The 15,422-nt window shown below is 40.0% G+C and carries 14 protein-coding genes; 12 read left to right on the top strand and 2 right to left on the bottom strand.

Going from position 1 to position 15,422, the window contains the following annotated elements:
- The first annotated feature begins 11 nt into the window (after nucleotides 1–11).
- Nucleotides 12–1,991 carry an alpha-ketoacid dehydrogenase subunit alpha/beta gene (locus tag T7867_RS08770; protein ID WP_068218261.1) on the top strand — a complete coding sequence of 660 codons (1,980 nt, stop codon included), beginning with the start codon at nucleotides 12–14 and terminating at the stop codon, nucleotides 1,989–1,991.
- Nucleotide 1,992: 1 nt separating this feature from the next.
- Entirely contained in the window at nucleotides 1,993–2,364 is a 372-nt protein-coding gene (gene ytxJ / locus T7867_RS08765; protein WP_317038746.1) for a bacillithiol system redox-active protein YtxJ, read from the top strand.
- A gap of 34 nt (nucleotides 2,365–2,398) precedes the next feature.
- On the opposite strand, the gene T7867_RS08760 is transcribed toward ytxJ, so the two are convergent.
- Together T7867_RS08760 and T7867_RS08755 are read right to left on the bottom strand one after the other, a co-directional pair.
- Nucleotides 2,399–2,938, bottom strand: coding sequence for a hypothetical protein (locus T7867_RS08760; protein ID WP_068218259.1), 540 nt, complete (start codon nucleotides 2,936–2,938; stop codon nucleotides 2,399–2,401).
- Nucleotides 2,939–3,064: 126 nt separating this feature from the next.
- Nucleotides 3,065–3,814 carry a hypothetical protein gene (locus tag T7867_RS08755; protein ID WP_068218256.1) on the bottom strand — a complete coding sequence of 250 codons (750 nt, stop codon included), beginning with the start codon at nucleotides 3,812–3,814 and terminating at the stop codon, nucleotides 3,065–3,067.
- 200 nt (nucleotides 3,815–4,014) lie between these two features.
- On the opposite strand from T7867_RS08755, the gene rpsT reads away from it, so the two are divergent.
- The 10 genes from rpsT to T7867_RS08705 all read left to right on the top strand — a co-directional run bounded on the left by rpsT (nucleotide 4,015) and on the right by T7867_RS08705 (nucleotide 15,390).
- Nucleotides 4,015–4,266, top strand: a complete 252-nt coding sequence (rpsT, locus tag T7867_RS08750) for a 30S ribosomal protein S20 (protein WP_068218253.1) — start codon at nucleotides 4,015–4,017, stop codon at nucleotides 4,264–4,266.
- A gap of 103 nt (nucleotides 4,267–4,369) precedes the next feature.
- The gene (radC, locus tag T7867_RS08745) at nucleotides 4,370–5,059 is read left to right on the top strand and encodes a RadC family protein (RefSeq protein ID WP_068218250.1); all 690 of its coding nucleotides are present in this window, start codon (nucleotides 4,370–4,372) and stop codon (nucleotides 5,057–5,059) included.
- 61 nt (nucleotides 5,060–5,120) lie between these two features.
- The gene (locus T7867_RS08740; RefSeq protein ID WP_068218247.1) at nucleotides 5,121–5,738 is read left to right on the top strand and encodes a DUF1684 domain-containing protein; all 618 of its coding nucleotides are present in this window, start codon (nucleotides 5,121–5,123) and stop codon (nucleotides 5,736–5,738) included.
- A gap of 65 nt (nucleotides 5,739–5,803) precedes the next feature.
- The gene (gene pheT, locus T7867_RS08735) at nucleotides 5,804–8,218 is read left to right on the top strand and encodes a phenylalanine--tRNA ligase subunit beta (RefSeq protein ID WP_068218244.1); all 2,415 of its coding nucleotides are present in this window, start codon (nucleotides 5,804–5,806) and stop codon (nucleotides 8,216–8,218) included.
- Entirely contained in the window at nucleotides 8,218–8,511 is a 294-nt protein-coding gene (locus T7867_RS08730; protein WP_068218241.1) for a hypothetical protein, read from the top strand. The genes pheT and T7867_RS08730 overlap by 1 nt, the downstream gene beginning before the upstream one ends.
- An 11-nt stretch (nucleotides 8,512–8,522) precedes the next feature.
- The gene (locus T7867_RS08725; protein WP_068218238.1) at nucleotides 8,523–8,810 is read left to right on the top strand and encodes a cell division protein ZapA; all 288 of its coding nucleotides are present in this window, start codon (nucleotides 8,523–8,525) and stop codon (nucleotides 8,808–8,810) included.
- A 53-nt stretch (nucleotides 8,811–8,863) separates the two neighbouring features.
- Complete coding sequence (gene rny / locus T7867_RS08720; protein ID WP_068218234.1) at nucleotides 8,864–10,429, top strand: ribonuclease Y; 1,566 nt, start codon at nucleotides 8,864–8,866, stop codon at nucleotides 10,427–10,429.
- Between the two features lie 125 nt (nucleotides 10,430–10,554).
- Nucleotides 10,555–12,327 carry a LytTR family transcriptional regulator gene (locus tag T7867_RS08715; RefSeq protein ID WP_068218231.1) on the top strand — a complete coding sequence of 591 codons (1,773 nt, stop codon included), beginning with the start codon at nucleotides 10,555–10,557 and terminating at the stop codon, nucleotides 12,325–12,327.
- Nucleotides 12,328–12,520: 193 nt separating this feature from the next.
- Nucleotides 12,521–12,748, top strand: coding sequence for a response regulator transcription factor (locus T7867_RS08710; RefSeq protein WP_068218229.1), 228 nt, complete (start codon nucleotides 12,521–12,523; stop codon nucleotides 12,746–12,748).
- Nucleotides 12,749–12,918: 170 nt separating this feature from the next.
- Nucleotides 12,919–15,390 (top strand): tail fiber domain-containing protein, encoded by a 2,472-nt coding sequence (locus T7867_RS08705; RefSeq protein WP_084375595.1) that lies wholly within the window; start codon nucleotides 12,919–12,921, stop codon nucleotides 15,388–15,390.
- Nucleotides 15,391–15,422 lie beyond the last annotated feature (32 nt).

Genomic DNA, 15,422 nt, shown 5'->3' with positions numbered 1-15,422 from the left:
CATCACCACCTATGAGATTTAGTAAAACCGGTTATACCCCAGATCAACTACTCCATTTATACAAGGAGTTAATTACCCCAAGGCTAATTGAAGAGAAAATGCTGATTCTGCTTAGGCAGGGAAAAATCAGTAAATGGTTTTCAGGAATTGGCCAAGAGGCAGTATCCGTTGGTGCTGTACAAGCACTAGAAGCTGATGAGTACATTCTGCCCATGCATAGAAACTTGGGCGTTTTCACTGGCAGAAACATTCCTCTAAACCGTCTTTTTGCACAGTTTCAAGGGAAATTAAGTGGCTTTACTAAAGGAAGAGACAGGTCTTTCCACTTTGGGTCGAAGGAACATCACATCGTTGGAATGATCTCGCACCTTGGCCCACAAATGGCACTGGCCGATGGAATTGCACTTGCTAACACACTCAAGCAAGAACAGAAGGCCACCTTGGTGTTCACAGGTGATGGCGCGAGCTCTGAAGGAGACTTCCATGAAGCACTAAATGTAGCTGCAGTATGGAATCTGCCCGTCATCTTTGTGATTGAAAACAACGGTTATGGTCTTTCAACTCCAAGCCACGAACAGTTTAAGTTCAACAGTTTTCTAGATAAAGGACCAGCATATGGCATTGAAGCTGTTCAAGTAGATGGTAACAATATTTTAGAAGTTCATAGAACCATTTCAAAACTGGTTAAAGAGGTAAGAAAAAACCCTAAGCCAGTAATTGTAGAGGCTTTAACCTTCAGAATGCGAGGCCATGAAGAAGCTAGTGGCACCAAATACGTTCCGAAGGAATTAATGGAGCACTGGGCTAAAAAAGACCCAGTAGAAAATTACGAGCAGTATTTACTAAAGAATGGAGTACTGACTGAACAACTGATCGAAGAGTATAAGGCCGAAATAAAAGCAGATATAGATACAGGACTAGAAACGGCTTATGCCGAAAGTCTGCCTGAATTTAAGCTTGAAACAGAGGTTGGTGATATGTTCCAGCCTTTTGAGCAAGAGGTAAAAACTCCAGATTCAGAAAGTAAGTCAGATAAGAGGTTTGTAGACGCCATTTCCGATGGACTAAAACAAAGCCTTGAGAGATATGACAACTTGGTGGTAATGGGCCAAGACATTGGCGACTATGGCGGAGTATTTAAAATCACGGAAGGTTTTATTGAAAAATTCGGCAGAGAAAGAATCCGTAACACACCACTTTGTGAGTCTGCAATTATTGGTACTGGCCTTGGGCTCTGTATCAACGGGTATAAGGCGGTAGTAGAAATGCAATTTGCCGACTTTGTTACCTGCGGGTTCAACCAAATTGTTAATAACCTAGCCAAAATTCACTACAGGTGGAATCAGAATGCAGATGTTGTGGTGCGAATGCCAACAGGAGCTGGTGTAGGTGCAGGGCCATTCCACTCTCAGTCTAACGAAGCATGGTTTTTCCATACGCCAGGTCTTAAGATCGTCTACCCTTCTAATCCTTACGATGCAAAAGGGCTGTTAAACGCTGCCATTGAAGAGCCAAACCCTTATATGTTCTTCGAGCATAAAGCCCTCTACAGATCACTTTCTCAGGAAATTCCTGACGATTACTACACCATTGAAGTTGGCAAGGCTGCTATTACTCAAGAAGGTGAAGATATTTCAATCATTACCTATGGTATGGGTGTGCATTGGGCTAAAGCACTTTCAGAAGAACTAAAAGAGATTTCGATAGAAGTAATTGACCTCAGAACGCTCAGCCCATGGGATTCTGAAACGGTGGCAGAATCCGTTAAAAAGACGAACAAAGCCTTAGTTCTCCATGAAGACACTATGATTGGAGGAATTGGTGCAGAAGTTTCTGCATGGATTTCTGAGCATTTGTTTGAGCACCTAGACGCTCCTGTTGCAAGAATAGCCAGCTTAGACACGCCTGTTCCATTCACCAAAACCTTAGAAGAAAACTTCTTACCAATTAAGAGGTTGAAAGAAAAGGTAATAGACCTAAACAGTTACTGATATGTTCTGGAAAAAATCGAATACTGAAAAACGAGTGGCTATCGACTGGCAAAAACTCACCACTATAGAGCAATTGCAAAGCTTAAAAGAGGAGAGTAAAACGCAACCTGTTTTAATATTCAAACATAGTATACGCTGTAGTATTAGCAGCATGGCCTTGAGCAGATTAGAGAGAGAGTGGAGCGAGGAACTCAATAAAATCACCCCTTACTACTTAGACTTGATCACCTACAGACAGATATCGAACGCAGTAGAAACAGAGTTTGGCGTATATCATGAGTCTCCACAAATGATTGTTTTAAATGGAGGTGAAGTTGTTTTTGATGCATCTCACATGTCAATTTCAACCGAACCATTGAAAAAATGGGCATAAAAAAAACTCCGATCATTTCTGATCGGAGTCTGTTTTAACCAATGGTCCAACACCCATCTATCCATATCCTCACACCGTTGAACCTTCTGTAATGTCCTGGCACCCACCTGTGATTATTTCTTCTCACAGACCAGTAGCCATCAACCCACACATCTCTTCTTAGTCTTCTGTCATAAGTCCAATAGCCAGATATCCAAATGTGTCTTGCACTAGGCCTATACCCTCTGTTTACTTTTATTCTTCTTCCTCTGCGGAAGTCATAATCATAGTAAACTCTGGTATTTCGCACAACCACAGGCCTGTTGTTATATCTGCGGCCGTTATTTCGGTAAACCCTTCTATCTACAACTTTTACTGTTCTACCGTATTTGTCCTTTCGGCCTTTTCTATCGTTATCTCTATAACCGTTGTTACGACCATCTCTTCTACGATCGTCCCCTTTCCTGTTGTCTCTTCTTACATCCTCTTTCCTATCTCCTCTTCTACGGTCATCTTGCCTTCCTCTTTGGGCAAGCATATCTGAGGCAGAAAAGAACATAAGTAGTATTCCTGATAATAGTATTACTCTTTTCATAACCTTGAATTTTAGTTTCTGACTTATTTCAAGGTCCGGACCAATTATTTCAAATGCATTGCAGTGAGTTATTCCATTACCGTGCCAAAATTGATTTTCCTAAACCGGAAAAGAACTTATTACCCTCTACTGCCGAGTCCAGATTTCTTTAATTGGGTCTCCGGAAGAGCTTAAACCACTGTGGGTCCATTTGTCGCCATTCACTTCGTAATTAAAGGTAAGATCAGCTCCAACTCTATCAGGGTTTCTTGAAAAGAACTCAATATGCTCGGAATATTTACCGTCTTTCAAGGTTACTTTTCCCCCACCAGTACCTGAAAACTGTTTGGTTTCTGGGTTAAAGGCAGCCCATTGAAACCTACTTCCCGTAATCATCTTAATAGTTTTTCTTGCACCCAACTGCATGGCTTGCATTTCACCATTTCTCATTCTATCCGTTATGCGCCAAGCACCAGCCAAATCGCTATTCCCATCATCGATTCTATTTAAAATCATCTTATTAGAGGTTCCTGCATCATAATTATACATAAGAGTTACCTCATTGGCCTTGAGCTCCGCAGTCATCTGAATTTGCTCTCCAATTTGCTCATCAGACCACGTGTTAAACTCCATGGTGTAGAAAACCTTATTCGCAATAATCTCAATAGTTCCTCCCTGAGACCCAACAAACTCTTTATTTTCCACATCGAATTCTGTATAAAAAGCATAGGGCTCCTCAATAAGCAGAACAGCCCGATGCGATATTTTTTGACCATTCATGCTCACCATCTCCCAAGCTCCTTCCAGCGCGTTAGTGGTTTCAATACTGTAGCTTGGCTCTTTGGTAGACGACCCATTTACCAAAAAACCTAAGAGTAATAAAATTAAATACTTCATAGCCAGATGATTATAAATATAAGATAGGCATTTTTGCTGTGAAAACACTGCTTACCTAACAGAAACCACCATGAAACACTGAGTATTCTGGTAGTCAGTCGAATAAAAACTTTGACCTGATTTGAAATTTCTTTTCTATATTTTGCAAATAATTGAATTAGACCTATCTTTGCATCCCAATTCAGAAAGCAGAAATATAAATGGCAAATCATAAGTCAGCACTTAAGAGAATCAGATCAAACGAAGCTAAGCGTTTGAGAAACAGATATCAGCACAAAACGACTCGTACGTTTGTGAAGAGATTGAGAAACACGACTGATAAGGCTGAAGCACAAGAGCTTTTGAAGAAAGTGATCGGCATGTTGGATAAACTTGCTAAGAAAAATATCATTCATAAGAATAAGGCATCTAATCAAAAGTCTAAATTGACTAAGTTGGTAAATGCGCTTTAATTGAAAAGACTTTGAAAGAAGCCGAGCCCAAAAGGTTCGGTTTTTTTATGCCCTTTCAGCAATAATTCAACTTAATATTTAAACTTTTTCTTTATTATTAAATATGGAAAAAGGCTTGAATATTCTTAGCTGGGCAGAAGAAGACAGACCAAGAGAAAAGCTTTTACTCAAAGGTCGGAGCGTATTATCAGACGCAGAACTCATTGCAATCCTTATTGGCTCTGGATCATCCGAACTTAGTGCAGTAGATCTCTCGAAGAAAATTCTACAATCAGTAAACCATGACTTAAACTCTCTAGCCAGACTTTCTGTAAAAGACCTAACACAATTTAAAGGCATAGGAGAAGCAAAAGCCATTAGCATTGTAAGCGCATTAGAGCTAGGGAGAAGGAGAAAAGCCACAGAGCCAGCAAAACGGATAAAAATTCAAAGCTCTAAAGATGCTTACGAATCCATAGCTTCCGAACTGCTAGACCTACCAACCGAACAGTTTTGGGTAATTATGCTTAACAGAAGCAACCATATCATTCATAAAAGAAACATTAGCCAAGGAGGTGTAAGCGGAACAGTGGCCGACCCCAAGCTTATCTTTAAAAAAGCGTTAGATGATCTGGCTAGTGGAATTATTTTGGTTCACAACCACCCCAGCGGCAACTTACAGCCAAGCCACGCAGATAGACAGCTAACAAAAAAAATAGTAGAGGCTGGTAAACTATTAGAAATACCTGTGCTAGACCATATAATCTTCGCTGATAACGGCTATTATAGTTTCGCTGACGAAGGAGAACTGTAACCGTAACATCATACTCTTTCCAAAACTCGCTTTTTAATCTTCCTCAGGTTAATTTTACCTTATGAAAAAGAGTAATCTGTTCATTCTATTGATAGTGGCTATTGTAGCCATTACCATTTTTAACTTTCTAACCATTGGCGAAAGCTCCAAAGACTATACTGAGCGGCTAGAGCAAGAAAGAAAAGACAAAAATGGATACATGCTTTCTTCAAACTCACCTTTGATCGAAGAAGATAAGCAGAACTTTACCGGACTAAACTACTATCCGATAGATGAAGAGTTTAAAGTGACAGCTAGAATTGAAAAAACTAATAATAAGCAGCCCATCTTCATTGAATCTACTACAGGAGAACAACTTAAGTATATCCCCTTTGCTACAGCCAATTTCGAACTGAAAGGACAACAACATAGTGTAATGCTATACCAAGACTGGGAAGAGAAAGACCCAAACAAGCTCTCTTTAATGTTTGCGGATGAAACCAGTGCAATAGAAACGTACGGAGGAGGCCGCTACCTAGACGTTATGTATAGAAACACCAATTCCGTTATTATAGACTTCAATAACGCCTATAATCCATTCTGTCATTTTAATGCAGAATATAGCTGCCCAATTCCGCCAAGACAAAACGTTCTGAGTATTCCGATTGAGGCTGGAGAAAAAATCTACAAAAACCATTAATACTGACGTAAGCAGCAATTAATCACTAATTTTGCCCATTCTTTGATAACGGTTCATCAGTTAATATGAAAATATCGCTCAACTGGCTTAAGCAATACATAGACATTTCAGAAACACCTCAGGAAATTTCGACTATCCTGACCGATACAGGTTTGGAAGTTGAAGGCTTAGAAGAGGTAGAAAGCGTAAAGGGAGGCCTTAAAGGCTTGGTAATTGGCGAAGTACTAACCTGCTCTCAACATCCAAATGCCGACAAATTAAAACTCACAACTGTAGATATTGGTACAGATGAGCCTTCTCCAATTGTTTGTGGAGCACCAAATGTAGCTGCAGGTCAGAAAGTAGTGGTTGCCACAGTTGGCGCCAGCCTCTATCCTGCCGAAGGAGAACCTTTCACCATTAAGAAGGCTAAAATTAGAGGCGAAGTTTCTTTAGGAATGATTTGTGCAGAAGACGAGATTGGACTAGGCAACTCTCACGCTGGCATAATGGTATTAGATACTGACCTACCTAATGGAACTCCAGCTGCAGAATATTTTAACCTAGAGTCTGACTATGTTATTGAAATTGGTCTTACTCCAAATAGAGCTGATGCTGCCTCTCACCTTGGTGTGGCAAGAGATTTAAAGGCGGCTTTAAAGAGAGATATTAAACTTCCTGAGGTTACTGACATTACTCCTGTTAAATCAGAAGGAGGAGTAAAACTCACTATCGAAAATACTGAAGCTTGCCCACGCTATGCTGGCCTCACAATAGAAGGAGTAAAAGTTGAAGCATCTCCAGAGTGGCTACAAACCAAACTCAAAGCTATTGGGCTCAACCCAACCAACAATGTGGTAGACATTACAAACTACGTACTCCACAGCCTTGGTCAGCCAATGCACGCCTTTGACGTAGATGCTATTACAGGAAAAGAGGTAGTTGTAAAGACACTTTCTGCAGGAACCAAATTCATAACCCTCGATGAAAAAGAAAGAAAGCTCTATGCTGAAGATTTAATGATCTGCAACCAGAACGAAGGCATGTGTATTGCAGGAGTTTTTGGCGGAATCAAATCTGGCGTTACTGAAAAAACCACTTCGGTGTTTTTAGAAAGCGCTTACTTTTCTCCAGACAGCATCAGAAAAACAGCGCAGAACCATCAGCTTAAAACAGATGCTTCTTTTAGGTATGAGCGCGGCACTGACCCTAACATGCCTTTCTTTGCCTTACAATATGCTACCAAGTTAATTCAAGAAATTGCCGGAGGAGAAATTGTTGGCGAAGTGTTCGACATATATCCAAATCTTGTAGACAACTTTAAGGTCGATGTTACTTATCACAGAATCAATCAACTAATCGGTAAGGAGCTGTCTAAAGACCAAATTGAAAATATTTTAATTGGGCTTGACATTCAGCTAGAAAGTAAAACGGACGAAGGTTTTACCGCCATAGTTCCTCCGTATAGAGTGGATGTTCAAAGAGAGGCCGACATTGTAGAAGAAGTACTTAGGGTTTACGGCTACAACAATGTTGAACTTCAGCCTACATTAAGCTCTAGCTTTCTATCAGAGTTTCCGAAAAAAGACAACGACTCTCTTCAGTTAGAGGTATCAAGAATGCTTGCAGGCGCTGGCTATAATGAGATTGTAACTAACTCTCTCACTAAGCATCAGTATGTAGCAGAAACCGAATCTATTGACTCCAACGAGGATGTTCATATTCTGAACTATCTAAGTGAAGAATTAGACGTGATGCGTCAAACATTGATGTTCTCTGGCTTGGAAGTAATAGACCGCAACGTAAAGAGAAGACAGAACAGCTTAAAACTTTACGAATTTGGAACAACTTACCACAAGAGAGGCGAAAAATATAAGGAATATTCAAGGCTCGCTATTTTCCTAACAGGTGAAAACAATGCCGAGTCTTGGTTAGATAGCAACAGACCTGTAAGGTTCCATGATCTTTCGCAATTAGTCTATCAAATATTGAACAAGTTTGGTTTAGATAGACTAGAGACAACAGACATTCAGTCCGATTTATGGAGCTATGGAATAGAAATTAGCTACAATAAAAAGACGGCAGTTAGATTTGGCAAAGTAAACCCTAAATTGGCCAAACTCAGCGAGGTAAAGCAAGAGGTTTTCTATGCCGACTTTGATTGGGAAATGCTAAGACACAACTATCCGTTGATTGTTGACTTTAAACCACTTTCAAAATTCCCTGAAGTAAAAAGAGACTTATCTCTAGTTATTGACAAATCAGTAAATTTTGAAGAGATTAGAAAACTGTCAGAAAGAAATGCATTCAAACTCCTGAATGGCATTAGAGTGTTCGATGTTTATGAGGGAGATAAAATTGGAGCTAATGAAAAAGCTTATGCTGTAAGTTTCTTCTTGCAAGACCAAGAAAAAACCCTCACCGATAAGGTTATTGATAAAACCATGCAGAGGTTAATGACAGTATTTGAAAAAGATTTGGGAGCAACTATAAGAAAATAATGGCTAACCATCCGATTGACCAAAAGCTTACGGGGCTTGAAAAAAAAGTGAATGAATTGATAAGAGCTTATCAATCGGAAAAGGCCAAAACCAGCCAATTAGAGTCTAAAAACCAATCACTTAAAACAGAAGTTGCAGACTTAAAGGCTAAACTAGCTGATTTTCAAAATCAGTATAAAATCGCTAAAATTGTATCTAGCACAACAGTGGAGAAAGACGAATCTGTTGAGTTGAAAAATAAATTAAACGAGTACATTAAAGAGATTGATCGTTGTATAGCTCATATGAGCTAATTTAGAAATATATGGATCTTCTATCAGTAAAATTAAAAATAGGAGACCGCGAGTACCCAATGAAGGTTAAACCTGAAGAGGAAGCACGGGTACGCAACGCAGGCAAATTCATCAATGAGAAACTAAGGTCTTACAGAGACAAGTTTGGTATTGATGATAAAGAAGATTTGTTGGCAATGGTAGCGTTCGACTGCATGGTGGCTAAGCTAAAAAGCGAAGAAGAGTCTACTGCAATCGATAGCACAGCTGAAAACACAATTGAAAACCTGGAACGACTAATTCGGGAAACACTCTCTTAAAAACCGTTATCGACTCACTTATTTGTTCATCTCCACATAGATTATAAATATTTATGGGAGACACGCTTACTATATTGCTAACGGCCATCGGAGCGCTGGTAGTTGGCTTTTTGTTCGGTCGATATCTGCTTCAAAAGCTCAATCGTGCCGCAGCCATAGAACTGGAAGAAAAAGGAAAACGGATCATTAAAGAGGCCGAATTAAAGGCCGAAAACATCAAAAAAGACAAAATTCTAGAAGCCAAAGAGAAGTACTTTAAAATAAAAGCAGACTTCGAAGAAGAGGCTAACAGAAAGAAGAATCAGATAATTTCTAACGAAAACAAACTCAAGCAACGCGAAGCTTCTTTGAATCAAAAGCAGTCTGAAATCAATAGAAAGGATGCTGAATTAGATAGCCTTAAAGAAAATGTAGAAGCTCAGCTAGAGATAGTTAGAAAGAGAAAAGAAGAGCTTGAAAGCAAGGTAGATGAAAAGGTTAAAGAGCTAGAAAAAGTAGCCAACCTTTCTGCCGATGAAGCCAGAGAACAGCTTATTGAAACGCTGAAAGACGAAGCGGAGAGCAAGGCCTCTGCATTAGTAAAAGACATCATAGATGAAGCAAAACTTTCTGGCGCTAAAGAGGCCAAAAAGATTGTTATAGAATCTATTCAGCGTACAGCCACAGAGCATGCCATTGAAAACTGTGTCTCAATTTTCAACATTGAGAGTGATGAAATTAAAGGTAAGATCATTGGCCGTGAAGGCAGAAACATTCGTGCCTTAGAAGCCGCTACAGGAGTTGAGATTATTGTAGACGATACACCTGAAGCCATCATCATTTCAGGGTTTGACCCTGTAAGAAGAGAGATTGCAAGGCTCTCTCTACACAGGTTGGTAACCGATGGTAGAATTCACCCGGCCCGTATCGAAGAGGTGGTAAACAAAACCACTAAGAACATCGAAGAAGAGATTGCTGAAATTGGAGAAAGAACGGTGATCGATTTAGGCATTCATGGGCTTCATCCAGAGCTAATCAAGTTAGTCGGCCGAATGAGGTTCCGTTCTTCCTATGGTCAGAACTTGCTTCAGCACTCTAGAGAGGTAGCCAACCTTTGTGCTACTATGGCTTCTGAATTAGGTTTGAATCCTAAGAGAGCTAAAAGAGCAGGTCTTCTTCACGATATTGGAAAGGTTTGGCCAGAAGAGCCAGAAATGCCTCACGCAGTTCTCGGTTTCGAACTAGCTAAGAAATACAAAGAACATCCTGAAGTGTGCAACGCCATTGGTGCTCACCACGATGAGATGGAAATGACTTCAATGATCTCTCCATTGGTTCAAGCTTGTGATGCAATTTCAGGAGCAAGACCAGGAGCAAGAAGAGAGGTAATGGAGTCTTACATTAAGCGACTCAAGGAGTTAGAAACTCTTGCCCTAAACTTCGATGGTGTAAATAAATGTTACGCTATTCAGGCTGGTAGAGAGCTTCGCGTGATGGTAGATGCAGAATCGGTTACCGATAATCAAGCTGCACAGCTATCGTTCGATATTTCTCAGAAAATTGAAAAAGAGATGCAGTACCCAGGACAAATCAAGGTTACTGTTATCAGAGAAATGCGCGCTGTAAACTTTGCCAAATAGAAAAAGTTAAAAAAAAAATTATAACTAATTGAGGGGCTGATATTTAGCCCCTCATTTGTTTTAACCCCTCGCATACCTGAATATTCTCTCTTGTTCAATTCAGTAAATACTAATATTTTGCTACTGTGCGTGCGTTAATTACCAGTGTAGCCTTTTATCTGGGTCTTTCAATCTTCACCTCAACCCTATTAGCTCAGAGCGATTTTTCTGAACTCAAGGCTGATATCATCAACGCTGAAACGGAAGCCAAACGGATTGAAGCTATTATAAACATTGGTACAGTTTATAACCGCACACAAACTGACAGCATAGACCAATACATCCAAGAACTTACTAGCTCAAATTTCGAAAATGAAGAGCTTGCTCAAGCTGGGAAACAGTTTCTCGATGCGCTCATTCAATATCATCAGGGGAACTTGCAGGTTGCAGTAGAACAACTGGAGTTTGCCAGAAGATATTTCAATAAAGAAAACTATAAAGACATTCACCTGAAGGTTCTAAACTTCTTAGGGATAGCATACATGAGAACCAACCAAGTGGAAATGGCCATTGAGGTTCAAAACGAGTCGATCGAGCTCTGTGGAGACGACCCAAAATACTCCGCTGCAAAACGATCGGCCTATGGTAACCAAGCCAACGCCTATAGAAGAATTGGAGAGTATGCTAGGGCCATTTACAACCTAGAAAAGACTTTGGCACTAGCTGAGTCTGACTCAGTAGGTATCCACGGAATGAGCTATTTGGGCTTAGGTCAAATGTTAACGAGCCTTAATCTTTATGATAGAGCCTTAGATGCCTATGATAACATAGACGTTGAGAACTTTCCGTCCAAATCTGTTCAAGGAGCCATTTACTCTGGTAAAGCACAGGCATTCCATGCATTAGAAGAGCTCGACTCAGCATATTTGTATTGGAATAAAGCTTATGAAGTTTCTAGTACTTCTAGAAACTGGCAACAAACGCTAAGACCTCAATTAGAAATGGCTCTTATCTCTATAAATAGAGGCACTAAAGAAGCTGCCGCTATGCATATAGAAATAGCAGACGATATTTCGAGCAATTATAAATATCCTCCACCAGCATTTGTAGACTTATTCATTACTAAAATTAAGTACAACGTGCTCATTGGTGAGTTAAAGAAAGCCAAAGCCATAGCCGCTGAATTTGAGCTCTTCATTAATGATAATTCCATTGCTCACCTATCTAAAGATGGCTTTAGAATAGTGTCCGAACTGTATGAAAAGCTTGGCGACCCTCAAAAAGCTCTGAAGTATGAGAAAATACACAGTAACCTAGATGCCAACCCTACCAAAATTAGCAGTAATGCGCGCATAGCGGAGCAACGCTCTAAACTGGCTTTATTAGAAAAAGACGAACAAATAGAGCAAGAGTCAGCAGAAAAATCTTTCTACCAAGAGCTTACATTCCAAATCATAGCAATAACCATAGTTCTTATTGTTGTATCAATCATTCTCTACCGTTACTACAGAAGAGAAAAGTCTGAGAATGTTATTAAAGACCAAGAACTGAAAGACCTTAAAAAGAAATTGAATGAGCTCTCTAAAAAGTCTGCACGACCAGAAGTAGTAGAGCATATTACACTCAAAAGCAAAGCACTCATTAAGCTTAAAGATCTCAATTATGTTTCTTCTGATGGACCTTATCTAGAGTTTCACTTAAGCACTAAAGAGAACCCTGAGATAGACCGCAATTCTTTAAAGAATGTATTGGCAGAACTACCCGCCAGAAAATTCATTCAGGTTCATCGAAGCCACATTGTAAATCTAGATGCTGTCAAGTCTATATACTCCAATAAAGTAGTACTTATTAATGGAGAAGAACTCAATGTAAGCCGCAGCTACAAAGACAAGCTAGATTTACTCCTAAACAACAACTAGTCTTTTTCTTCATATCGGTTTTTAGGTTACTCATTACATCTCGGGTGGCAATACCCCCATTTTACGCCACTAAAGACATGTCATTCGTGACAAGTAACATGTCACTCATAACATAAACCTGAAATTGTGCCTTCTAAACGCCAATTTTAGTAACAACAATCAGTACTCCAATTCGGGTACTCCAACACAACCAATGACCAACAAAATCCAGACAAAAAAGAAGGAGATTTTAAACGCTCTTTCAGTAAGAGAGATTGAAATTCTTCAGCACATGGCAAAGGGTAATTCAAGAAGTGATATCGCCTCTACCCTCTCCATATCTGTACTCACTTATGATGAGCACAGAAAGAACATAAGAAACAAGTTGGGACTACAGTCTAATGCAGATTGGGCCATGGTTCTTATGGCATTCATGTCTTAGAAATACTCTGAATTGAGTATTGAGCTAGGCTTAAAAACTAAAAAACTTTACAAAGAACAATAGTCGGTTTAGTTGAGTCTCATGCCGGAGCCACAAACGGTGACTCCGGCTACCTTAGAAATCACGCGAATAATCATCAATATAAATTGTCACAACCAAAATTTTAAAAAATGAAAAAACCACTACTCCTTATTATGTGTCTAACACTCCTACTGAGTGCTGGACCTATTATGGCAGCTCCCTTTCAAGATGAAGCAGCCACAACCATGGCGCCTGAAGGCAAAAAAATGAGCTTTCAAGGCACGCTATATGAAAATGGTACTCCAGTTACAGGAGCAAGAACATTTACCTTTTCCATTGACCTTGGAGACGGTGAAAGCTGGACAGAAACCCAAGCAGATGTTCAGGTAATAGAGGGCTTGTATGCTGTAACCCTTGGTGACGTAAACCCAATGCCTGAAGACCTGTTCTATAATGCAGTTGAAAGAACTCTTACTGTAAGCATTGGAAATACTGTGCTAGGCTCAACAAGCCTTTTCGCACCATTTAGTGTTAAACAACCACTAGAAGTATATAGCCCAGAAGGCATGCTAAAAGGCGAATTGAGTTTCTATGAACCAAACAACTCAGCATCGCTGGTTACTTATGGTCATAACGACACAAGAAGAGTAATCTTAGGGGCAGCAAACGAAGGAACCACAGGCTTCTTAGGACTTTATGATTCATTAGATGTAAGAAGAGTAGACCTAAGAGCTTACAACGGAAATGGTTACTTCGGTCTCTCTGGTGAAACCAACATGAATATTGCCATGGGTGGCAAGTATTGGGAAGAAGGCGGCCTAAACAAAGGATACTTTAAAATTCAAGGTAATCCTGAATCTGGTGAAGACGGAGCTCCTATTCATGACCTCATCTTTATGGATGCCTCATACAATGATGTAATGGGCCAAGAGCATGGTAGAATGGAAACCAAAAACCAACTCGGTCAGCAGATGTCGCTTCTAGACATGAATGATGAAGGTGCAGGAAGGTTCCAACTAAAAAGCCCTGATGATTTCGCCAATGTACTCATAGGCTCTAATGGCCCAAAAGCAGGACTTCTTTACTTGAACGACTCTTTAGGCAGAAACACCTATAGAATGCTTACCTATTCTGGTGGTTCGGCTTACATGGAAATGAGTGCTGGCATTCCTGAAACAGGAGAAACCAGAGTTGTTTATCAGCATGCAGGTTATATGAACCCATGGACGAACATGATTGCCAGAAATGACGATGGCACTGCTAAAGGTAGAGTTCAGAGCGGATGGTTAGCTGGTGGAGGTGAAAACTTCGGTCAGTTCAGAGTATCTGCCAGCAATAACAGAACCCTAGCCTCAATGGGCGGAAATGATGAAGATGGTGGATCAATCACCCTTGAAGGCCCGAGCTCTTCTAACTTCTGGATTGGTCAGAAAAACTGGGAAGATTCTAATCTACCTTTCATGGGTTTAAGAGGTGCTTATACTGAAGGAGAAGGAGATGGAACGTACAACCCAGACCTGCTTCAGCTAGAAGTAACTCGTTGGGAAAATGGCACCGAGCTTGGCCAGATCAACTTTAGCGCTACAGGTGAAAACGGAGTAGAAACTGTTTCTCTAAACTACTTCGATGTGAACAACTTACTAAATCCAGCATCTCACATAGTAAGAGGCGAAAACGGAAATGAAGTTGCAAGATTAGAAAGAAGAGGTGACAACTTTGGACAGGCGGTTTTCTTCAACAACAATAATGAGCTAAGAGCAGAAGTTGGCTCTTTCGGAGATAATTCTGGCTTCCTACAATTATTCGGTCCAAACAACTCCAAAAACATTCAAATGGGTGGCTCAGATGCCAACCGAGACTTCGGCATGATGAGAATCTCTGGCTCAACCGAAAACAGCTTAATCAATCTTGAAATAGCGCAAGATAGAGCTAATACTGAATATGGTATTATAAATATTGGAAACACACAAGAAGGCGGTTTTGAAATTGGTTCAAGAAGCTGGGAAAACGATGGAAATGGTGGCCAAAACACATACACAGCAATCAAGAGTACAATAGACGTTTCAGATGGAAATGGTGGATCTTATAGACCATGGCTAGTTAGTCAAGAGTTTCATGCAGATGGAAGCGGAAACCAGTTCGGTACTATAAGAGTGAACTCAACAAACGGAGCTGCTTTTGTAAACATTAATGATAACAATAGCGGAAACATTGACATTTCAGGGTCTCTCAACCAATCATCAGATGCTCGCCTTAAGAAAAATGTAAGCACTCTTACTTCAGGGCTTTCTATAGTGCATAAACTTAGAGGTGTTCGCTATAACTGGAAAGACGAGTCTAGACCAGAAAATAAAATCGGTTTCATAGCTCAAGAAGTTGAAGCAGTGCTTCCAGAATTGGTTCACACTCGTGAAAACGGTTTCAAAGGTGTAAACTATGCAGAAATGACTGCGGTATTAGTTGAAGCAGTAAAAGAACTTTCTGCAGAAGTAGAAGCGCTTAAAGCCGAGAACAACACTTTGAAGGCAGAAGCTTCTAAAGTTGAAGCTATGGAAGACAGATTGGCTAAGATAGAAGCCCTGCTAATGAACAATCAAAAAGTTAACGCTAATCAAAAATAATCTAGGATGATTAGCCTAAAACAAATTTTTAA

This window comes from Roseivirga spongicola (genome assembly GCF_034376045.1).
GTDB classification, from domain to species: Bacteria; Bacteroidota; Bacteroidia; order Cytophagales; family Cyclobacteriaceae; genus Roseivirga; species Roseivirga spongicola.
Note: the sequence above shows the minus strand (reverse complement) of the source record. Positions and strands in the feature narration are given on the sequence as shown.